Origin of the sequence: Chryseobacterium defluvii (assembly GCF_014204415.1) — a bacterium.
Classification (GTDB): domain Bacteria; phylum Bacteroidota; class Bacteroidia; order Flavobacteriales; family Weeksellaceae; genus Chryseobacterium; species Chryseobacterium defluvii_A.
In genome coordinates this window covers 382,742-405,409 of the sequence record NZ_JACHLE010000002.1, presented here as the reverse complement: position 1 = coordinate 405,409, position 22,668 = coordinate 382,742, and the positions used below count along the sequence as shown (strand labels likewise).

Sequence of the window (22,668 nt, the reverse complement as noted above, 5' to 3'; positions counted from 1 at the left end):
TCAGGGTTTTTTTATATGGTAAATAGACTTATTTTAAAAGCTGGTTAAAAGTATCACCTTGTCTGATGTCTCCTGTGTTATAGCCTTTCATAAACCATTCTTTACGCTGTGCTGATGAACCGTGTGTAAAGCTTTCCTGATCCACATATCCCTGAGACCTTTTCTGGATGTTATCATCACCTACGGCCTGAGCCGCACTGATAGCCGATTCAATATCTCCCGGCTCCAGAATATGCTCCCTGCTATCCGTTTGTCTGGCCCAAAGCCCGGCATAGAAATCTGCCTGTAGTTCGGTAGCCACCGAAACCCTGTTCATATCAGCTTCGGAATATCTCCCGCTTCGTCTTAATGCATCTACTTTCTGTGTAGTTCCTAATAGGGTTTGAACATGGTGCCCCATTTCGTGTGCCATAACGTATGCAATAGAGAACTCAGTCACCTGGGCACCAAATCTTTGCTGTAATTCTTTGAAGAAACTCATATCCATATAAACCGTCTGGTCTGCCGGGCAGTAGAAAGGTCCCATTGCAGATTGCGCTGTACCACATCCTGATTGTGTAGTATCTTCAAACAGGACTACCCTTGCCGGACGGTACTGCATCCCGTTCTCTGCGAAAATTTTGTTCCAGGTCTGCTCATTTTCAGCGGTGATCATTTGCACAAATTCACGAATTTTAAGCTCATTGGCATTTAATTGCCTTTGCTCGGTTTGTGTAGAACTACTTCCAACTCCTGAAGAAAGGATGGATGAAGGGTCTCCGCCCAGGAAAAATATAATTGCAGCAATAATAAGGGTTCCAAGCCCACCGCCTACGATAGCACCACCGCTACCCAGCCCACGCCTGTCTTCCACATTACCACTTCTGTCGTCTGTCCATTTCATAGTAAAATAATTTTTTCGCTTGTAAATTTAAAATTAATATCATTATTAAATAACTACTTTTGTGAAAAATTACAATTAAAGTGAGAAAAATTAAACTTGGCTTTTTATTATTGACCGGTATGATTGCTTTAATGGCATGCAGTAAAAAAAAGCCTGCAGAAGATACAGTGGGGAGCGTGGATAAAAAAGCATCTATTGAAACTGAGCTTTCGGTTCAGCATATGGATACTGCAGATGTTCTTATTACCAAGCATAAGATATGGAAAAATAATAAGCTTTTCAAAGAGATTATTAAAAGGGATACTATTCCAAGTCTTGAAGATACTATGATGGTTGTAGGTGATAAAGATGGTTATGAACATACTGCAAAAGTCAAAAAGGATTATGAATTTTTTATAACGGTTCAATGATAATGAAAAAGTCAAGTTCTGTAAAATTACTTTTTGTAACCGGTATTCTTGCCGCCTGTTCTCAAAATAAGCCAAAAGAACAGCTGAAGAATGAGAAGAAGGTGTACATGAGATCTGATACTACTGCATCCTACACAAGAACTCACGGTTTTATGCCTGGTTTTTTCCTGTACCATGCTTTCAGGCCTTATGGATTTTATAATAATGGCGCTTATCAGAAAGCTGGGTATTACAGCGACGCCATAAGTGCGAAATCCAATCTTGGAAGAAATACTTATAAGGGAAATATTGCAAGAGGAGGCTTGGGAAAAAGCGGATTTAGAGCATCATCATAATTATGAAGAGAATACCATCAGAGATCCGTAAAAATTGGGAACATAAACTTGAAAGCCTTGGGTTTGGATATCATTCCCTGGAAGGACTGTATTGGGATGAGAGCCATTACTATGAATTCCCTTTGCATGAGATCAGCCTAATAGAGACTGCAACTTCTGAATTATGGCAAATGTGCCTGGAAGCTGTGGATCATATAATTGCTAAAAACCTTTGGTACAGATTCAATATTCCGGAATGGTTCAGAAATTATATCATAACAAGTTGGGAAGAGGATCATCCGTCAGTTTACGGGAGATTTGATTTTGGGTTTGACGGTGAAAATCTTAAATTATTGGAATTTAATGCAGATACACCCACCTCATTGTATGAGGCTTCCGTTATTCAGTGGTACTGGCTTCAGGAGCTGTTTCCGGACAAAGACCAGTACAATTCGATCCATGAAAAACTGATCGATTACTGGAAGTACCTTAAAAACTATATGAATCCGCATTACATCTATTTTTCATCACTTACCAATATTGAGGATGTTACGAATGTGGAATATATCCGTGATTGTGCAACACAGGCAGGGTTTGAAACGGAATTCATTCCCATTCAGGATATTGGCTGGGCAGAAGATATTGAAGAATTTATTGCCGGAGACAGGAGCATCATGGAGTACATTTTCAAACTGTATCCGTATGAGTGGATTCTTGAAGACGGATTTGGTGAAAAACTGGTGAAAAACGGTTTCAGATCCCAGTGGATCGAGCCTGCCTGGAAAGTTCTTCTCTCCTCCAAGGCTATTTTGCCGGTTCTCTGGGAATTATATCCGGGTCATCCTTATCTGCTGGAGTCTTATTTTGAACAGAGGAACCTGAAAGATTTTGTGAAGAAACCTGTTTATTCAAGAGAAGGGGCAAATGTAACACTGTATAAGGATAATTTTCCGATAGAACAAAATACCGGGGCATATGGTAAAGAAGGTTTTATTTATCAGCAGTTATTCAACCTCCCTAATTTTAACGGGAATTATCCCGTGATCGGAAGCTGGATCATCGGACAGGAGCCTGCGGGGATCGGGGTCAGGGAAAGTGTGAATCTGATCACGAATAACCAGAGCCGTTTTATACCGCACCTGATCAACGGTTAAGCTGATTGTTCTTCAGCCAGTAGGAAGTAGACTGATAGGCAGAAATAGTCTCGTTCACCAATATCTGATCCGGATTTTTAAGAAGTTTTTCAGTATAATAAATATTGAATTCGGGAGCTAATTTACTTTTTTCCGGGGTCAGTAGATATTGTTTTATTTTTCTTACAGGAGAAATGATGGTCAAGTGCTTGTCTTTTATCAATCCTAAATCCTGATAGGTTGCTATATAAGCTTTAGGCCGGAATTCTCTCTTGAAAACATCCTGACCCAGAAATTTAGAAGTGTAGTTAAAGTTCAATATTCCGAAGAGTGTAGGCATAACGTCGATCTGGGACATCAGCTTATCAAATTTCTGAGGCTGGATAAGACCTTCTGAGAAGATCATGGCCGGTATTCTGTATTTATCGGCCGGAAGTTCAGTTTTTCCCGCACTGGAAGCACAATGGTCAGCAATGATCACAAAGACGGTATTTTTATACCAATCCTGCTTTTTGGCCATTTCAAAAAACTTTCTGATCGAATAGTCGGTGTATTTTACGCCTCCATCACGGGATTTTGCATTGCCGGGAATATCAATTCGCCCATCAGGATATGTGAAAGGTCTGTGGTTGGAAACCGTCATCCAATGGTTAAAAAAGGGCTTTCCGGATTTTGCCTCAGCATTCATTACCTGTATGGCTTTTTTAGCCATATCCTCATCGGCTACGCCCCATACATTGGCAAATGTAATTTCTTCCGGTCTGAAATTATTTCTGTCCACAATATCATAGCCGTTTCCACCAAAGAAATCTTCCATATTATCGAAATAACTGTAGCCGCCGTATAAGAATTTCACATCATATCCTTTAGATTTAAAGACACTTCCTGTTGTGAATTTATTTTTATTATTATCCCTTTTAATGATGCTTTCTCCTGCGGTAGGTGGAATGCAGAGGGTTAAAGCCTCCAGGCCACGTACCGTTCTGTTTCCTGTAGCGTATAAATTGGTGAACATTAATGATTGGCTGGCCAGGCTGTCAAGAAACGGAGTGACTTTCCGGGTGTTTCCATAATGTTCCATAAAATCTGCCGACAGGCTTTCAATGGAGATCAGCACAACATTCTTTTTTATTTCCGGCTGTCCTGAAACAATTTTTCTCATCACTGCCTGTTCAGGATATTGGCTTAAAAACAGCTCATCTGCCTGTTTCTGACCAATCTGTGAATAGAACTGGAAATAGTCAAGCTCGTTATGTGTAAACGCCCAATAGAATTTAGGAATACCGTTCGCCTGGACCTCATTTGCGAAAACATTGGAAGACCTTATTTTCCCGATAGCCGGAAGAATGATGAAGCTAATGCCAACGGTTACAATATAAATGCTTAATAAAGCGAATTTCTGTTTTAAATCGGGGAGTGTTAAAAGCTCGTTTTTTGTTTTCCTAAAGATCAGCCATGTAATACTTCCCGTTACCACGAAGATAGCGATGAAAAGCGGGGCTACAGGATAACTTTCCATGATATTCCCGATTACTTCATTGGTATAAATAAGATAATCCACGGCAATGAAATTATAACGTACCCCAAATTCATTGTAAAAGAAATATTCGCTGACTGAATTGAATACTATTGAGAGTACATAAAGCAGTATAATGATAAAGTAAAGGATATTACGGATCCTTATTCGTTTGGATGGCAGAAAAAACATCAGTCCGAAAAAGAACATTTTAATTCCGACAAAAATAAGGACGATCTTTGTTACGGAGCCTCCGTATTGCCTGAATATATTATTGGGAATGACCAATATGTAAAGAAAAAGAAGTGTTAAAGCTCCTAAAATAATCTGTCCGTATGGGTTTTTGTATTTTGAGTCGGAAAGAAATAAAAAATAAAGAACCAAAAATGAGCTTGCAGGGATAAAAACAAAGATATCGTTTACCATCCCCAGCAATAAGATCTTTATGATCTCAAAGATACCGAAATTTACAGTAGTAATGGGATGAAAGAGAAATATCACCCGTATGACTAAGGAAATGATGAGGTAAAAAACTCCTAAATATATAAAAGGCTTTGCTTTTTGAAGAAACATTTAGATTAACTATTTATTAATTTCACAAAGATAGTTTTTGTGCAGATTTATTTGACGATAAAAATAAAAAACGAACTATTGTTGAATAATTTATATTTTTTCCAATTAAAAGATGTGAGCGGCGTATCGCCAAACAAAAAAGGACTATTTTTTAATAGTCCTTTATTTATCTACAAAGTTGATATATTCACATTCTAAGAGTTTCCGAAGCCAATATTTCCTTTTTTATCGGATGACAATTTCTTTTTAAAATCAATCATCCTTAAGGCGGTAACAGCGGCTTCCACTCCTTTATTGCCCAGATCGCCACCGCTTCTTGCTATGGACTGCTCTTTGGTATCATCAGTCAGAACACAGAAAATAGTTGGAGTATCGGTCAGTATATTACAATCTTTAATTCCCTGTGCTACAGCTGAGCATACGTAATCGAAATGAGGGGTTTCCCCACGAATGACACATCCGATGGCAATGACGGCATCATACTTTCGTTCTTTGCAAAGCTGCATGCTGGCATAATTTAATTCAAATGCTCCCGGAACAGGAAAAAGCTTAATGTTTCCGGATTTTACGCCTTCCTTTTCAAGGATCTCCAATGCAGCATCGCGAAGATTGTAAGTTACAAAATCATTCCACTCAGAAAAAACAATGCCGATAGAAAAATCTTCGGCATTGGTTATATGAAGTGGCTTGTAATCAGAAAGATTAACTGTTGCCATGTTTTAGTAATATTTAGTCATTTCAATATAAGAGTCAGACATTCCGTTGTCATAATCCTGATACTTTTCGTCAATAGCGGAAAAATATTTTTTAGCCTCAGCATTTTTCTTTAACCCTAAAGCCAGGATACCTGCCTTTCTCGTAAAGTAATAAGAAGTATAAGGATCATCAGAAGCCGTAGCGGCCTTATCCAGAAGACTTAGAGCTTCATCGTTCTTATTAAGTCCTGATTTTGCGTCTGCCATTGCTCCGTATTTCATGGCAGTCATTGTTTTGTTATCAGACGAAAATTTGTCTAAAAGGTCATAGGCTTCCTGGAATTTACCTTCTTTGAATTTCAATAAGCCTGCATTGTATGCAGAAAGTTTACCGATATTGGTAGAAGAATATTCGTTATAGGTTCCTACAAATCCTGGGTTTGCAGCAGATTTCCCGCCTAAAGCCTCTTTATTTTTACCTTCAGTCAGATTTTTTTGTGCGGCAAGGAAGCTTTTTATTGCTTCAGCATTTTTAGGAGCTACTACAAACTGCTTGTAAGCGAAAAATCCTAAAACAGCTAATATCAGGACACCAAAGATGATACCTAATGGTTTGGAATATCTTTCAAGAAATCTTTCCGTATTTAAAGCTTCTCTGTCGAGATCTTTAAAAAACTCCACTGTTTCTTTACCTTCTTGTTCGTTCTGAGCATTCTTTGTAATTTTTGCCATAAATTCTTAAAAATTGAACTGCAAATTTAATTGTTTCTGAATGATTTACAAAATAGTTTGATGTATTATTCTGAAAATGTTGTGAATTATCAAATGTTAAGAGCTTGTTTAAATTTATTGTTCTTATTTTTTGTAGTGAAATTCCGTTTGTCATTTGAAGAAATTTATATTGTATAGAGATGCTTCCAGCATGACAAACTGTATGTTTAATGAAAATAACACTAGAAAATCGGAGTAGAAATAAAATGTAAACAGGAGGTTCTAATAATGAAAACACTTCGGGTCTGCCTGGTGTAACATCTCTGATATCAACTTTTCAGAGGGTTCATACCCTTGTCATTGCTGAGTGGAGTCGAATTATAGAAGCATATATTAAATATTATTTAGCCTAATATTCCAGAATATGATAGATCCCGGCATTGAATTTTTTTAGCCTTTCATCACCTTTTAATCCTCTCAGTCCGATTAAAAAACTGAACTGGCAAACTTTAGCCCCTTGTTTCTCTACCAGTTTGGCTGCAGCTTCCGTAGTTCCGCCTGTTGCCAGGAGATCATCATGGATCAGGATGCGTTGTCCTTTTTGGATCTGTCCTTCACGGGTTTCGATCTCTGCACTTCCGTATTCCAGGTCATACTTTTCTGAAATAACGGGAGGAGGAAGTTTACCTTTTTTCCTGATGAGGATAAACGGAACTTCTAAAGCAACCGCGATAGCAATCCCGAACAGATAGCCGCGGCTTTCTATTCCGCAGACTGCATCCACTTTTCCTTTACTGAAAGCAACGAGGTCTTCAATAACTTCTTCATACAGCTTAGGATTAAGGAATATGGGGGAAATATCTTTAAACTGAATCCCCGGAATGGGAAAATCAGGAATGTTCTCGATGGTTTTTTCCAGTTTCTGAATGAGTTCCTGTGAAGCCATTTACGGGTTTATTTTATAGCTGGAAATTTTCCAGTCTCCGTTTACATTTTTAAGCCCGAATGTCACTTTCAGAGCGGTCACCTTTCCGTTTTTATCGGTCACATCGTAAGTCGCATTTACGCTGGCATTATTGGTATTGGATGCGCCGGTGGTAATATTTTTTACACTTACACTTTTTACAGATCCGAAACCTGATGTCGGATTTGAGAAAGACTCATAGCTTCCCCAGTTTGGGTTGCTGGAAGCATCAAATGCGGCCGTAAGGTTTTGTGCACTGACGTTGTTTAAGAATTTGCTTACCGTAGCTTTTGGATCGGCAGGCTGTTTTGGTGTGGCAGGAGCAGTACCTGTCGTAGGATCTGTGGGGGGTGTTGCCACAGGATTATTTGGATCAATTGCAGGATCCTGAACCACTGTTGCTGAGTCAACTTTAGGCGGAGCAGGAACCTTCAATGCAGAAGGGTTTACTTCCAGCCCGATCTTTGACATCTTAAAGGTCTTTGCCGTAGTTTTTACGGATACTGTGATATCGATTTTATTATCTACTACTTTTGAAGCAGGGATAGACGAGAATTTTAAATTAAATCCTCTGAAATTGTTATCCTGCATAAGATTTTTTGCAGTTGACAGTTTTACACCATTACTGAACACTTCCAGGGTTGCTTCTAGACCGGCACCGGTAAAGGCAACGGGTTTTCCGGTATTATCTACCAGCCTTGGAATGATCTGTATGGCTGTAGGAGCTCCGGTTCCGTCATCACCTGTAGGTTGTGTAGCAAGGCTTAATGAGCTTGCTTTTACATCATTAGGATCACTTTCTTTTGCCGTTTCATCCCCGAAAATATTCATTTCTCCTAATGAAGGGGGAGTGGTGCTGGCCCATTCAATTCCGTTTTTTTGAGCTACCTGGTCAGCCAGGGACATGATCTCAGGAACTTTTTTTCCGTTGATGAGCTTACCAAGGGCTTTCAGTTCGTTGATATCCCCTTCGGCTTCCACTCCGAAAGTCTTTAGAATATATAAAGCTTCATTGAATTTTATCTGTTTAATAGTCGGAAGGCTGGAGGCCATATCATTGATACTGGACTGTAAGGTCTTTGTACTGGTGGCATCCACATGGTCTTTCTTACATGCCGTGAAAAGCAGCAAACTGAAAATTAAAAGAAAAGAAAACTTTTTCATTTTATTTGGTTTGCTACAAATTTAATAAAAACCTTTACTATCTGAGGTTTTATTTTTTATTTTGTTGCTCTTTTAGATCACCTTTGAAGTAAGAGCTAAAGATGGTCTGCATATTTGGAAACGAAGAATCTGTCCAGAACGAATTTTTATAGTTGCTTTTATCCGTATCAAATTTTACTTTGTCAATATCATTTTCATTGCTAAAATTAACTTCTGTTGTATAAAAATTATTATAGGCAATGAGCTGGTTGTAGCTTTCTTCACTTTTGTGCTTCAATTTTAAGAAACTGATCTCATTATATTCAAGGAGATCTCTCAATGTTTTTTTGGAGTCTTTTTCATAAGCAATATTCAAAATTCCTCTTAAGTCAAAAAACCTGAATCCTAAAAAAGCAAATTCTTTTTTCTGGAGATATTCTCCGGTAATTTCCAATTCATCTTTTCGGTTACCTTTTAATTCTCTGAACTTTGCATTTTTCTTTTTATACTCTTGAAGATTTCCAACATTTTTCATTTCCGGAACCTCTAATGACGAATCATAGTCCCAGGTTGCAGTTAATTTCTTTTCATTTTTTGGATCTTCAAGACGGAAAATTCTGTATTGTTCAATATTTTTACTCTTCAATTTTTTTGTTTTGTTGTCGAAAATGTAAGTGACAACTCCATCAGCATAGCAATTCAGTTTGTTATTGACTGTTACGTAGGTGTTGAAATTCCCCTTTACAAAAATATACTTTGCAGGTTTATTGTTTTTGATGACAACCGTTTCAATATCTTTTACACGATCGTTAATTTTAATGACTCCTTTGTCAAAATCAGAATATGAAAAAGTTCCTACAGGAAAATTATCGTATATCAGCTGAAATTTTTCCTGATCGGGTTTCAAAAGTGATTTTTCAATTTTTCCGTCAATATCTGAATAAGCCAGTATGCTTCCGTCTTTTCCGAACACGGAAACTTTCGGCAATGGATTATTGGTTTTTTCAGAGACAAATGTAATGGATTGTGCCTGTACCCAACCGAACATTAAAACAAATAAGATTTGCAGTATATAATTTCTTTTCATAGGATATTATTTTAACAGTGAAAAAATTGATTCTAACTATAAGACGGGGAAATCTTGAATTGGTTGCCTGGAGAATTAATTTTTCCCCATAAAAAAAGACTGATTCTTGAAAAATCAGTCTTTTATAATTATATTTTGTTACAAGCCCTTAGAAAGGATACTCATAAATTTCAGATTCATGTAAGTAAGGGTTTCCTGTAGGGATAAGTTTCAGTTTGGACAAAGCCGTTAATACAGTAAACATAAACAATCCTGCTACAAATAGAAGAGCTCCTAATATTAAAATGAATACTTCAGGAGTTTTCCAGTATGGACCTACTGTTCCCGGCATTACCATATTGAAGTAATCCAGAATGTGGCCTAAAAGAACAACTACAGCCATTGTGGTTACTACTTTATAGTTTCTCTTGATGCTGCTGCTTACTAATACCAATAATGGCAATAAGAAGTTGATGATAAGCATCGGCAGATAAGTAGGTGAATAGTGCTCAAATCTTCCGAAGAAATAGTTAACCTCTTCAGGAACGTTAGCATACCAGTAAAGCATGAACTGAGCAAACCATGTATACGTCCAAAGCATACTTGTTGCGAAAAGGAATACTCCTAAATCGTGTAAGTGATTGTCATTGAACTGTGGAAGGAAACCATTTTTCTTAAGATAAACACTCAGAAGAATGATCACCGCGATCCCACTTGAAAGGCAGCTCACCATTGAATACCAGATATACATTGTAGAATACCAGTGAGGGTCTATGGACATCAACCAGTCCCAAGCCCACGCTGCAGAACAGAACCCGAAGAATACAATGTATCCTACAGCCCATCTGTAAAGCATTTGGTAGTCTACTCTTGATTTGGTTTCGTCTACTTTTTTAGACTGAGCCTTAAGTTTCCATGCAAAGAATGAGGCTCCCACTACGTAAAGAATAGTTCTGAAAGCGTAGAAAGGAATATTTAAGAATCTTTTCTTTTCAAATAAGATCACATCAAAATGTGCTGATTCAGGGTCTGTCAATTCAGGGTCCATCCAATGGAACAGGTGACCATAATGAAAAATGTTCAGTAACATAAGGATGATCAGAATAGCACCTCCCCAAGGAATATAAGAAGCAATAGCTTCCATTACTCTGGTAATGATGATTGGCCAACCTGCATGGGCGGCATGCTGAATAGAATAGAAGAATAATACACAGCAGCTAACTCCAAAGAAAAATACAGCTACAAAATGTATGGCTGCCAAAGGCTGATTGTGGATCTGCAGTGAAGCATGTTCCAAATGAGCCTCATGATCCTGAGGGCCTACCATCTGGCTTGAATGGGTAGGAGCATCATGTCCTGAAGAATGAACAGCCTCCATCATATGTTCAATTTGTTCTGTAGAGATCCCTTTATTCATAAAGAAACCAACAGCAAATAAAACTAAACCTACAACAAGGAGTATTATAGAAGTTGATTTTAATTTTGGTGAAAAACTATACATTTCTTTTCTTATTTTTTAGTTGCGGTAGAATCTGTTTTGGTTGCCGTAGCTGCAGGAGCAGCAGCATTCTTCTTAAATGCATTCATTACATACATTGCCACTCTCCATCTGTCTCCGGGTGTAAGCTGTCCTGCATAAGAACCCATTGCGTTTCTACCGTTTGTTAATACATAATGAACAGATCCTACAGTAATTTCTCTGTCTGCATAATTAGGAACTCCTGAATATGCTCCGCTTTGAACAATTGGTCCCTGTCCGTCTCCACCTACACCATGGCAGGCAGCACAGGTTCTTTCAAATAAAAATTTACCCCTTTCTATATCTTTGGCAGCATTGGCCGGATTTAAAGGTGAGGCAGTCATTGTTTTCGATGCGTCATATCCTTTATTGTATTCATCTACATTTTTAGGAAGGAGGCTTTCTTCGAAAACCCCGTCTTTATTCTGGGCTACAGATCCTTCCACAGGAACAAGACCTGTTGCTCCATTATTTTTAACAAAAGCAGGAATTTCATTTTCATGATCGGAATAAGCGTCCTGAGCTTTCATCAAAGGATCATAAGCTACCGGGAAATACATATCCGGGAAATATACCAGTGGTGTATTTTCTTTTGGTCCGCAAGAATTAAGTAAAACTGTTGTTAAACCTAAAATTGCTGTAATTTTTAATACATTCTTTTCCATTTTAAGCGTCTTTAACAGTTATTTCTTCAACTCTGGTCTCAATAAGCAACTGCTTTACAGATTCTACATCATCAGTTACAAATTCCATCATGAATTTATCATCGGTAGTTCTCGGATCCGGGTTTTGTGCCGGAGCTCCGGGATACATCTTATTTCTTGCCAGGAATGTCAAAGACATCATGTGAGCAGCACAGAATACCATTAATTCAAACATTGGAACCACAAATGCGGGCATGTTATGTCCCCAATCGAAAGCAGGCTTACCACCAATATTCTGAGGCCAGTCATGATTCATCACATACCACGTTACGGTAGCACCGATGGTAACACCATAGCAGGCATAAATGAAAGCGGCATCAGAAATCCTTGTTTTCTTTAACCCTAAAGCTTTATCTAGTCCGTGAACCGGGAATGGAGTATAAACTTCGTTTATTTTAATTCCTTTATCATTGAATGCTTTAACGCCGTTCATTAAATCGTCGTCGTCCGCATAAAGTCCGTATACAATTTTAGTGGTGCTCATCTCCTTCTTTTGCTTTATAAGTTTCACCTGAGATTTTCAAAATCGATTTTAATTCGGCCTGTGCAATGACAGGGAATGTTCTTGCGTATAATAAGAACAATACAGAGAAGAATCCGATAGTTCCCAAATATACACCCACATCAATGATCGTTGGCTTAAACATAGTCCATGATCCAGGTAAGTAGTCTCTTGAAAGGTTGATAACAATAATATCAAAACGCTCAAACCACATACCGATGTTGATAATTAATGCAACAATGAATGTCCAGATAATGTTTGTTCTTGCCTTTTTGACCCAGAAAGAAGCAGGAATAACAAGGTTACAGATGATCAATGACCAGAAAGCCCACCAGTAAGGTCCTACTGCAGCACCCGGAGAAAGATAGGTAAAATCTTCATATCTGGATCCGGAATACCATCCGATGAAATATTCGGTAGCATAAGCTACAGTTACCATACCTCCTGTTACAACGATTACGATGTTCATAATTTCAATATGATACATGGTAATGTAATCTTCAAGGTGGCACACTTTTCTTGCAACCAATAACAGGGTTTGTACCATTGCAAATCCTGAGAAGATCGCACCGGCAACGAAATAAGGAGGGTAAATGGTAGAGTGCCATCCTTTAATTACCGAAGTGGCGAAGTCGAAGGATACGGTGGTGTGTACCGAGAATACAAGCGGAGTTGCCAAACCTGCAAGAACCAAAGAAAGTTCTTCGAATCTCTGCCAGTGTTTTGCCTTACCTCCCCAACCGAATGCAAGGAATGTATAAATTTTTCTGGTCCAAGGCGTTTTAGCTCTGTCTCTGATCATTGCAAAGTCAGGGATCAGCCCCATAAACCAGAATACTGTAGATACTGAGAAATATGTAGAGATCGCAAATACGTCCCAAAGTAGAGGAGAGTTGAAGTTCCCCCAAAGAGAACCAAACTGGTTAGGTAACGGGAACACCCAATATCCTACCCAAACTCTACCCATGTGAATTACCGGGAAGATAGCCGCCTGTACTACCGCAAAGATCGTCATCGCTTCAGCCGAACGGTTTACAGACATTCTCCAACGTTGTCTAAATAATAATAATACCGCTGAGATTAGGGTTCCGGCGTGACCAATACCTACCCACCATACGAAGTTAGTAATATCCCAACCCCAGTTAATAGTTCTGTTAAGTCCCCATGCTCCAATACCCGTTCCGATAGTATAAGCGATGCAGCCGAATCCGTAGATGAATAGAACTAAGGCCGCATATAGTGAGATCCACCATAGTTTACCTGCTCTTTCTTCGATAGGTCTTGCAATATCTTCTGTGATATCGTGATAAGTTTTGTGACCAATAATCAGAGGTTCCCTTATCGGAGCTTCGTAATGTCCTGACATTTTTTACCTATTTATTATTTAAACTTTATTTTTCTACTCTGTTTCTTACTTTAGCATGATAGAACACATTTGGTTTTGTTCCAATCTCTTCAAGTAAATAATATCTCCTGTTATCAGAATATAGTTTTCTGACTTCAGATTTTTTGTCATTCATGTCTCCAAACGTCATTGCTCCTGTAGAACAAGCAGCAGCACAAGCACAAGACTTCTTGAACTCATCGTCTGTTACGGTTCTGTTTTCTCTCTTAGCATTTAAGATCGTAGCCTGAGTTTCCTGGATACACATAGAACACTTCTCCATAACTCCTCTGGTCCTTACCACTACATCCGGGTTAAGTACCATTCTTCCAAGATCGTTGTTCATATTGAAATCGAACTTGTCATTTAAGTTATAAGTAAACCAGTTGAAACGTCTTACTTTATATGGACAGTTGTTGGCACAATATCTTGTACCGATACATCTGTTGTAAGCCATGTGGTTTTGTCCCTGCTTACCGTGTGAAGTAGCCGCTACCGGACATACTGTTTCACATGGAGCATGGTTACAGTGCTGGCACATTACAGGCTGGAAGATCACATCCGGATTATCCGCAGGGTGGTTTAATGCACCTCCGTCACCAAATGCAGTTCCATATAATTCAGGAACAGCCATTCCTTCTTTTAATCCTTCATATACCTCTACTTTTTGTGTAGAAGAGTAGTAACGGTCAATTCTTAACCAGTACATATCTCTAGACATTCTGATCTCTTCTTTACCTACAACCGGGGTGTTGTTCTCTGCCTGACAGGCAATTACACAAGCTCCACAACCGGTACATGAGTTCAGGTCGATCGATAGGTTGAAGTGAGGACCATCTGTATCATCAAAGGCATCCCAAAGGTCAATTTTTCCTGCAGGAAGAGCTCCGCTGATGGTATGATACTCCAAAGGCTTATTCCATCCTTTATGTTCATCATCGAATGGTACGGTTAAGAAATCATTCAGAGGAACTTCTCTGGCGATCTCATAACGGCCCATTAGTGTATTCTGAAGCTGGATCCCTGCAAATTCATGCTCTTCACCTGTTTTTTCTAATTTAACGTTTGACAATACTAAATTAGATCCGTCAAATAAAGGATAAGCATTTACACCCGTATCAGCAGTAGTCCCGGAATTCTTTTTACCGTAACCAAGTGCAAGACCCACAGACCCTTCAGCCTGTCCCGGCTGAATAAATACAGGAACATTTTCTATTTTTACTCCGTTTACGGTAAGATTTACGATTGAACCGTCTAACTGCATCCTTGCATTAAGATCGTTTTCAATCTCTAGTCTTTCCGCATCTTTAGGAGAAATAGTCAAATAATTATCCCAAGACATTCTTGTGATTGGATCCGGTAACTCTTGTAACCAAGGGTTATTGGCCTGGGTTCCGTCTCCCATTGATGGCTTGGTGTATAGTACCAATTCTAAATCAGAAGCTTTGAAGCTGTTTAATTCAGCAATAGCCTGAGCGGCATTGCCTCCTGCATAAGATAATGCTGTAGCATTGGCAGAAGTATTGATACCGTTATATAATGCCTTATTGAAAGAAGTACCTCCCAATAAAGAAGAAGCATTTGCTTTTAAATAATCGTAATAATTGTTAGCCGCATTGTTCTTGCCATTCTTCCAAACCAATAAAGACTCTTCGATCTGTCTTGATTTATAGATTTTCTGGATAGTAGGCTGCATTAATGAATATACTCCTGTCTGAGGTTCAATATCACCCCAGGATTCAAGCCAGTTTGCTACAGGAATTACAGCATGTGCTGCTTTATACATTTCATTTTTCTTATCAGTAACTGCAACTATACAATCAACCTTTTTAGCAGCCAGGTCCTTTTTGAAGTCTTGACCTTTATTATGAGAATAGATAGGGTCTACATTGTTGGTAATCAATACTCCAACCTGACCTGTATTGATCCATTTTAAAAAATCCTGATATCTTTCTTTGTCGAATTCTTTAAGCAGGTTAGCTTTACCTGTGAAAGCTACCGAACTTAATTTTTGGTTGATCAGGTGTGCTAAAACCTGAGCACCTTTAGAGCCGTCAGCCAGTACTACAGCCTTGCTTCCTTTTGCCTGTATTTCTTTTACAATTTCAATAGCAGATTTGTCTGAAGGGGCTGCGCCTGTTACAATTGCACTGTAAACCTCTTTTAGGGTTTTGTTTATTGCACTCGGCTTTAATCTGTATCTTGAGTCAGCATTTGCTCCAGTCAATGATAGGTTAGACTCCACCTGGATGTGTCTCAACATAGCAGCACCCGGCTTTCTTGCTGCTGCATAAGAAGTCTCTAAGCTGGATGCATTATAGTCTCCTAAGAAATCTGCCTGGAAAGAAACTACTAATTCAGTTCCTTTAAGATCGTAAACAGGTAATGCTCTCTGTCCGAACACTTCCTGTGCAGCATCTAATGCGGCAGAGTACGGGAAAGCGTCATAGGTTACTACTTCAGCGGTAGGATATTTTGCTTTAAATTCAGCGAATAATTTTTTGAAAGTAGGGGATGCAAAAGAATGAGATAAAAGTACAATTCTTTTGTTTTTAGTTTTAGCATCATTTAATCCGTTAAGAACAAAATCATCTACTTTATCGAAAGTTTCATCTTTACCTTCAAGCTTAGGCTGTTTTACTTTATCGTTATCATAAAGAGAAAGTACGCTTGCCTGTGCTCTTGCATTAGTTTTACCTAAATCACCTGCAGCCGGGTTCGGATCAATTTTGATTGGCCTTCCTTCACGGGTTTTTACTAAAACACTGGCAAAGTCAAAACCGTCAAAATAAGTGGAAGCGTAATAATTAGGAACTCCCGGAATAATGTCATGCGGTTTTACCACATAAGGAATTGTTTTAATTACCGGAGCTTCGCAGGCAGCCAAAGTTACTGCTGCTGTAGAGAAACCTAATAATTTTAAGAAATCTCTTCTTGAAGTACTTGATCCGTTCTGTTCAGCATCTCCAAGGAAATCTTCTACCGGAATTTCTTCCTGAAACTCTTTCTGAGCCAGCTTATTGTTTAAGGCCGGATCTTTAAGTTCATGAATACTTCTGAATTGTATTTTGTTTGAAGCCATTTATACTTCTAATTTTTTAGTTATTAATAATGACATTTACCACACTCAAGACCTCCAATTGCATCTACAGTGATCTTACCACCATCTTTAGGGTATTGTTTTTTCAACTTGTCATGTAGATTCTTGAAGTATTCTTTATTATAACCATTGTTCATATCAACTTCAGTTGTTCTGTGGCACTCAATACACCATCCCATTGTGAAGTCATTAGCCATCTGAACAACATTCATTGTGTCTATTTTTCCGTGACATGCTTTACAAACAACATCTATTTTGTTATTTGGATTTTTCTTGTTGAAAGAATTGATGATCGCCTGTTCACCTGCTACAACGTGCTGTGAGTGGTTGAAGTATACAAAATCCGGCATGTTGTGGATTCTTGTCCATTCTACCGGCTGAGTTTTTCCGGTATATTGTTGTTTTGCAGGATCCCAGCCTGTTGCCGCATAGATCTTCTGGATCTCACCATCATAAAATGCCTTATCTTTTCCTGGCTCCATATAGTGGTCTGCATTGTACTCGGAAATGGTTCTGTGACAGTTCATACAAACATTCATAGAAGGAATTTCGGAAACTTTACCGTATTTGGCGCTGGAGTGGCATAGCTGACAGTCAATTTTGTTTTCTCCGGCGTGGATCTTGTGTGAGAAGTAGATAGGCTGCTCAGGCTTATATCCTTTATAGACCCCGATCCACATAATCCAATTCCAGATTCCATAAGTTGCTAAAATAGCAAGAATTGCCAATAATCCTTTGCCTACATAGTGATATTTCTGATAGATTTCACTGAAAGAACGAACTCTGGTTTCGTTAAGCCCGGCTAGATCCTCAGACTGTCCCAATTTAACTAATTGTCTCAGTTTTAACAGGATCCAAACCAATAAGCCTGCAATGGCTAAAAGTGAAATAATTACAATATTTGTAGTGGTTTTGTCTGTTGAGGCTACTGTTGTTGTTTCAGTACCTGGAGGTGTTTCAGGTTTTTTCTCTTCAACAGGAGGATTAGTTGTATAAGCTAAGATGTCGTCTATATCCTTATCCGTAAGATTAGGAAAGACCAGCATCTCAGTCTTATTGAATTTTTCATAAACCTGATTGGCGTATTTGTCACCGGAAGCTCTTAAGGCCTTATTGTCTTTGATCCACTTGTGAAGCCAGTCTTTATCCAAGCCCTGCTCGGTTTTCAACCTGTCTACAACACCTTTTAGATCTGGCCCGATAACCTGTTTTCCTAAAGCGTGACATGCCGTACAGTTTGCCTTAAAAAGTTTTTCACCATTTTTAGGATCACCGTCTTGCCCGTAAATTGAAGCACTGGTTGATAACAATAAGCCTATTGCAATCAACGTTTGTTTATAATGCTTTCTCCAACTAATCATTTAAATTATCTTATGTTAGTAAATTATTGAACATTTAATCAATTCGGCAAAAATAACATTTTTAACAGAAATTTAACGGCATATAGAAAAGGGAAAATATCATTTAAGTTTAATTTGTACTCATTCTAAATAAACAAGTTTGGTATAATTTTTTAATTTATATAAATTTGCGGAAATAAGCTTAAATGAGAAATTTTATCAAAATATTTTCAGTATTATCTTTGTTTGGATTTTATAATATTGAAGCACAACAGGTTGTAAAAAGAGATACCCTCGCGGGAACAGAACTTATCATGTCGATGGATCCTAAGGTGCAGGATGCACTGGAAAGTCTTGAAGAAAAATGTTCGAGAACGGCAAATAATACTACCCCCAGAGATAGTGGCAGTGACGAGTCCTATACAAAACCGACAAAAATATATGTTCCGAATAGAGAGCTGACCAATGCTGAAGTATGCAGGAAAAACCCAAGGATCTTAGGGTATAAGATTCAAATTACAACGGTAAAAAGTAACGATGAAGCGAATGAGGTGAAGGCTTATTTCAGAAGAAGATTCCCAAACCTGAAAGTGGAAACAGACGCATCTTTAAGGCCTAATTATAAAATCCTGGCAGGAAGCTATTTTACAAAGCAAAGCGCTGCTTCAGACCTTTCGAGGGTACGCGAATACTTTAAATCGGCAATTGCGGTACAGTACAGGATCTTCTGTGCGGAAGCTAAATAAAACCAGATATAAAAAATTAAAAGCGGAGAATTTTCTCCGCTTTTTTTATTGGTAATACTGATTGATAAAATGAAAAAACTCAGTCATCCTGATAAAATTGTTAACCGCCAGGTAAATAAAGAGAACACCGAGTATAGCGGTTAAAAAAGAAAGCATTTTCGGGAATGATCTGTAGGAGTAATAAAGCCACCCTAAAAGCAAAGGGTATGCAAAAATAAAATGAGCGCCATAGATGTATGAGGTGTGCAGGCCGAACCTCATCACACAATGGATGATGATATCCACAAAAAAAGAAATCATTATAATTTGAACCAGCTGGGTACTGAAATTCCTGAAATAGCCCCATAGCACCAGAATCAGCAATATAGAGATAAAAACATAAGGAATCCAGGAAGAGTAAACATCCATCACTAATCCTTTATATTCAAACCCGTTCATATTATGCCTGTCCCGTACTATAAAGTTGGAAAACAGGATGTTTCCGCCGAAGAAATAGGATGATATCATATCCCATGTGGGGGTGGATGTTACATTGGAAAACTTTTCATATTGTTTCTCTGTCCGTTCAGCAATATTCTGATATTTGAAATCAATCCTGTTGAGATAAAAAAACACAAAGCAGGCTAGAGTGAATAAAGTTCTGAAAACCGCATTTCCAAATTTTTTCCAGCTTCTGAAAAGATTCTTTTCAAATAATACAGGGATAAAAACCTTAACGATATTGGTTACTGTAAGCCCGCCGACAGAAATTCCTGCCAATGCCAGTGCCATAGTGGATATCTTTTCTTCTTTTTTGAGCTTTATGGCAGAATAATGCTGGAATAAAGTCAGTAGAAATAAGGTGTAAGTGAAATTTTCCGGAGTAAATGAAAGGATGATATTGGTGGAAAAAATACTGTAAAAAGCAACGATCAATAAATTAATTGCCGGAGGAAGCTTAATAACGTTCTTTAAATATTTAAAGACCTGAAGAATACTGAGGCTGATGATAATATTGCTGAACCAGGCTAAAGCCAGCCTGAATGTAGCGTCCATTTTGCCCCCAGATATAAGTAAAGCAAGTTCTCTTACCCAATTGAAAAAATAATAGGACAGAGGGTGTCTTTCAAAGCTTCCGCCGGTCATAACGATGGAGCGGTTATCAAAGCTGAAATAGGCATCCCAGGGAATCCTGTTGTCAAAAATTACCCTGTAATTGAGAGCGATATAAGAGCCTAAGATTCCATAGCATATTATGAAAAAGATAAAAACTACCCCTTCGATGGCTGATGAAGGAAAAATAAGTTTAAAGAAACTGATGAATTTAGATTTCACTGACACCTGTTAAAGATTTTTGCAAAAATAAAATAAAAAACTCACTGGGATTACAGTGAGCTTTAAAGATCATATGAATGTTAAATTATTCTCTGATGATTTTTTCGTTGGAAGTAGTTCCGTCATTGAATTCAATCTGCATCAGATAAGTTCCTTTTGGTAATGAGGAAATGTCTATTTTTTCAGCATTTGATTTTAATAAGGACTTACCTGCCATATCAAATAACGTTGAGGATTTTATTTTTTTGTCTGTTCTGATATTAATTTCTCCTTTCGTAGGGTTCGGGAAGATATTGGTTCTTGTTTTGGAAACCTCATTTGTGGAAAGAACACCTGTCATAATTTTAACATCATCCACCATAAACATGTAGTTGTCTGAAGAAACACATTGGATACCAATACGTACAGTCTGCCCGGAGTAAGCATCTAAAGGATAGGTTTTTTGTTCCCAGTTAGGATAAGCTGCTGATAAAGGAAGAGCTCCTGAAATAATCGTAAAGCTGGCAGAGGATGTAGGTGTTCCGGAACCCACATATACTCCCACTTTATATTTCTCAAGTCCATAGGTGTTGGATAATGATTTTACCCATAATGTCAATTGGTTTCCACTGGCACCCAATGTTACAGCAGGGCTTATCAACCAGTCGTTGTTGGCTGTTGATCCTCCGGCAGGTACAGCATCCCATGCTGCGGCATATTTTTGTCCGCTGTGAGCATCAAAATTTCTTACCTCATTATCCGGGGGAGTGGCAGTAGCGGCGTTGGTTACTCCCGCAGCTGTCGGGTTAAAGATCATAAATGCTTGCGGATCACCGGCATTAACCCAAGGGGTAGCACCCGTTGGAAGCCCGCCGGTATAAGTTTCAAGACCGTCTAAATCCAATGTCAGCCAGCTTCCGAAGCCGGTAATGGCGAAATTAGTGTAAGAGTCAAAATTTTCATCTAATAATACTGTTTGTGCATGAGCAAATGCCCCTGACACTAATAAGCTGAAAGAAAATAAAAGTTTTTTCATAGGGAATTATTATTTCAGGTAAAGTTAAATAAAAAATAAATACGCTGTTAAATTATTAATTATAAACATGTTTGTTGTAAAGTTACCAGTTATGAACTGCAGGAAAGCATGGAACAGCCTGAAATACCATCATATCCTGAAGGTCTTTTACCTGAAAATTCAGGATAAATTTCCTGGTAAGGATCTTTCAGTGCCATAATTAATTTATCCAGCATTTCTGTTTTACCGTTCTCAATTTCTTCAATACATTCAAATAATAAGTAATTTCTTAAGATAAATGCAGGATTGGACTTTTTCATTAATTCTATTGATTCTTCTTTTGATATAGAGTTTACCGAAAGCCTTGCATTGTACTTCCCGATAAAATCTTTAAGCTTATTTACGCTTTCATCATCCAATTGAGTATAAGAAACATTTTCAAACAAAAATCTTAGATCACTGTCAATATCAGTTTTTTCAAGCTGCTTGAAAAACAAGGTATAATCCAGCCTCAACTCCTGCATTAATCCCTGCCAGTTCGTGAAGAATTCTTCGTCTCCATCAAGAAGCTCTTCAAAACCGAATTTTTTACACAACATTTGATCATGAGCTCCCCAGAAATGGTTTCCGAAATTATTCAAAACATCTTCCAGGAATTTTTCATCTTTAATCAGCGGATAGAGGGCATTGGCCAGCTGCCAGAGGTTCCATTGGGCAATTTGTCCCTGTTTTCCGAAAGCATATCTTCTTCCCGGAAGGTCGGTGGTATTGGGAGTGAAATTCAGGTCATATTCATCCATCATGGAATAGGGGCCGTAGTCTATGGTCAGGCCAAGGATAGACATGTTATCTGTATTCATAACCCCGTGAACAAAACCTACACGGTACCATTCAACCATGAGATTGGCTGTTTTACGGCAAACGGTTTCAAAAAATTCTTTATACTTCTGAATCCCTTCCGATATGATCTGCGGGAAATAGTTTTGAATGGTAAAATCTGTCAGATCCTGTAAGGTCTTGTATTCCTTCTGGGCAGAAATCAGTTCAAAATGGCCGAAACGAAGAAAGCTTTCCGCCATTCTTATCATTACGGCTCCTTTTTCTTCCTTAGGATTCCCGTTATACATCATATCCCTTACTACATTTTCTCCCGTGAAGCACAGGCTTAATGCCCGTGTCGTCAGGATACCCAAATGATGCATTGCTTCACTCATCAAATATTCCCTGACAGAGGACCTTAATACTGCTCTTCCGTCGGCATGCCGCGAATAAGGAGTTGCCCCGGCTCCTTTCCATTGTATTTCTGTTCTTTTACCTAGATTATTAATGATTTCTCCTGCAAAGATGGCTCTTCCGTCTCCAAGCTGCCCGGCCCAACTGCCAAACTGATGCCCGGCGTAAGCTGTTGCATAAGGACGGATGTTTTCCGGAAGGTCACTTCCCGCAAGGAAGCTTATGTCTTCTTTTTCAGGTGTTCCCAAGCCCGTTTCTTCTGAAAGGTCTTTGTTGAAAACAATCAGTTCCGGCTGGCTGAACCCGGCAGGAGCGACTGTAGCAAACAGTACTTTTGGGGTATTCCTTTGTATGGGATTATTTGAAAAATCACCGGGAAAGTTTTCTATAAACGGCTGTTTGATATTTTTAATATTCATGGATC

At 38.5% G+C, this 22,668-nt stretch carries 20 protein-coding genes; 4 read left to right on the top strand and 16 right to left on the bottom strand.

The window, feature by feature from the left end; all coding sequences use genetic code 11:
• Positions 1-28: 28 nt before the first annotated feature.
• Positions 29-883, bottom strand: coding sequence for a neutral zinc metallopeptidase (locus tag HNP38_RS10230; protein ID WP_184188860.1), 855 nt, complete (start codon positions 881-883; stop codon positions 29-31).
• Between the two features lie 80 nt (positions 884-963).
• On the opposite strand from HNP38_RS10230, the gene HNP38_RS10225 reads away from it, so the two are divergent.
• Genes HNP38_RS10225 through HNP38_RS10215 form a run of 3 tightly spaced genes read left to right on the top strand, consistent with a single transcriptional unit; the run spans position 964 to position 2,761 of the window.
• Positions 964-1,293, top strand: a complete 330-nt coding sequence (locus tag HNP38_RS10225) for a hypothetical protein (protein ID WP_184188857.1) — start codon at positions 964-966, stop codon at positions 1,291-1,293.
• Positions 1,294-1,295: 2 nt separating this feature from the next.
• Complete coding sequence (locus tag HNP38_RS10220) at positions 1,296-1,628, top strand: hypothetical protein (protein ID WP_184188854.1); 333 nt, start codon at positions 1,296-1,298, stop codon at positions 1,626-1,628.
• A 2-nt stretch (positions 1,629-1,630) separates the two neighbouring features.
• Positions 1,631-2,761 carry a glutathionylspermidine synthase family protein gene (locus HNP38_RS10215; protein ID WP_184188851.1) on the top strand — a complete coding sequence of 377 codons (1,131 nt, stop codon included), beginning with the start codon at positions 1,631-1,633 and terminating at the stop codon, positions 2,759-2,761.
• Here the strand turns inward: HNP38_RS10215 and HNP38_RS10210 are convergent.
• The 12 genes from HNP38_RS10210 to HNP38_RS10155 form a co-directional block, all read right to left on the bottom strand.
• On the bottom strand, positions 2,751-4,829 hold the full coding sequence (locus HNP38_RS10210) for an LTA synthase family protein (RefSeq protein ID WP_184188848.1): 2,079 nt from the start codon (positions 4,827-4,829) through the stop codon (positions 2,751-2,753). The genes HNP38_RS10215 and HNP38_RS10210 overlap by 11 nt on opposite strands.
• A 194-nt stretch (positions 4,830-5,023) precedes the next feature.
• Complete coding sequence (gene ribH / locus HNP38_RS10205; RefSeq protein WP_184188845.1) at positions 5,024-5,545, bottom strand: 6,7-dimethyl-8-ribityllumazine synthase; 522 nt, start codon at positions 5,543-5,545, stop codon at positions 5,024-5,026.
• A 3-nt stretch (positions 5,546-5,548) separates the two neighbouring features.
• Positions 5,549-6,256 (bottom strand): tetratricopeptide repeat protein, encoded by a 708-nt coding sequence (locus tag HNP38_RS10200; RefSeq protein ID WP_184188842.1) that lies wholly within the window; start codon positions 6,254-6,256, stop codon positions 5,549-5,551.
• A gap of 388 nt (positions 6,257-6,644) precedes the next feature.
• Positions 6,645-7,181 carry an adenine phosphoribosyltransferase gene (locus HNP38_RS10195; RefSeq protein WP_184188839.1) on the bottom strand — a complete coding sequence of 179 codons (537 nt, stop codon included), beginning with the start codon at positions 7,179-7,181 and terminating at the stop codon, positions 6,645-6,647.
• Entirely contained in the window at positions 7,182-8,363 is a 1,182-nt protein-coding gene (locus tag HNP38_RS10190) for a hypothetical protein (RefSeq protein WP_184188836.1), read from the bottom strand.
• Positions 8,364-8,412: 49 nt separating this feature from the next.
• Complete coding sequence (locus HNP38_RS10185) at positions 8,413-9,429, bottom strand: hypothetical protein (protein WP_184188834.1); 1,017 nt, start codon at positions 9,427-9,429, stop codon at positions 8,413-8,415.
• A 148-nt stretch (positions 9,430-9,577) separates the two neighbouring features.
• Complete coding sequence (locus HNP38_RS10180; RefSeq protein WP_184188831.1) at positions 9,578-10,909, bottom strand: quinol:cytochrome C oxidoreductase; 1,332 nt, start codon at positions 10,907-10,909, stop codon at positions 9,578-9,580.
• 8 nt (positions 10,910-10,917) lie between these two features.
• Positions 10,918-11,592: a c-type cytochrome gene (locus HNP38_RS10175; protein WP_184188827.1), complete on the bottom strand. Its 675-nt coding sequence runs from the start codon at positions 11,590-11,592 to the stop codon at positions 10,918-10,920.
• A 1-nt stretch (position 11,593) separates the two neighbouring features.
• On the bottom strand, positions 11,594-12,115 hold the full coding sequence (locus HNP38_RS10170; protein WP_184188825.1) for a DUF3341 domain-containing protein: 522 nt from the start codon (positions 12,113-12,115) through the stop codon (positions 11,594-11,596).
• On the bottom strand, positions 12,102-13,499 hold the full coding sequence (gene nrfD / locus HNP38_RS10165; protein ID WP_184188822.1) for an NrfD/PsrC family molybdoenzyme membrane anchor subunit: 1,398 nt from the start codon (positions 13,497-13,499) through the stop codon (positions 12,102-12,104). Before nrfD ends, HNP38_RS10170 begins: the two co-directional genes overlap by 14 nt.
• Before the next feature lie 25 nt (positions 13,500-13,524).
• A complete protein-coding gene (locus HNP38_RS10160; RefSeq protein ID WP_184188818.1) occupies positions 13,525-16,599 on the bottom strand; it encodes a TAT-variant-translocated molybdopterin oxidoreductase in 3,075 nt (1,024 codons plus the stop codon).
• Positions 16,600-16,622: 23 nt separating this feature from the next.
• Positions 16,623-17,978 (bottom strand): c-type cytochrome, encoded by a 1,356-nt coding sequence (locus HNP38_RS10155; protein WP_184188802.1) that lies wholly within the window; start codon positions 17,976-17,978, stop codon positions 16,623-16,625.
• Between the two features lie 185 nt (positions 17,979-18,163).
• Between HNP38_RS10155 and HNP38_RS10150 the strand changes: the two genes are divergently transcribed.
• The gene (locus HNP38_RS10150; protein ID WP_184188799.1) at positions 18,164-18,703 is read left to right on the top strand and encodes an SPOR domain-containing protein; all 540 of its coding nucleotides are present in this window, start codon (positions 18,164-18,166) and stop codon (positions 18,701-18,703) included.
• 45 nt (positions 18,704-18,748) lie between these two features.
• On the opposite strand, the gene HNP38_RS18105 is transcribed toward HNP38_RS10150, so the two are convergent.
• From HNP38_RS18105 to HNP38_RS10135, 3 genes are all read right to left on the bottom strand, one after another.
• The gene (locus tag HNP38_RS18105) at positions 18,749-20,017 is read right to left on the bottom strand and encodes a DUF6080 domain-containing protein (RefSeq protein WP_317166724.1); all 1,269 of its coding nucleotides are present in this window, start codon (positions 20,015-20,017) and stop codon (positions 18,749-18,751) included.
• Between the two features lie 85 nt (positions 20,018-20,102).
• Positions 20,103-21,032 carry a T9SS-dependent choice-of-anchor J family protein gene (locus tag HNP38_RS10140; RefSeq protein ID WP_184188793.1) on the bottom strand — a complete coding sequence of 310 codons (930 nt, stop codon included), beginning with the start codon at positions 21,030-21,032 and terminating at the stop codon, positions 20,103-20,105.
• 89 nt (positions 21,033-21,121) lie between these two features.
• On the bottom strand, positions 21,122-22,663 hold the full coding sequence (locus HNP38_RS10135) for a protein adenylyltransferase SelO (RefSeq protein ID WP_184188790.1): 1,542 nt from the start codon (positions 22,661-22,663) through the stop codon (positions 21,122-21,124).
• Positions 22,664-22,668 lie beyond the last annotated feature (5 nt).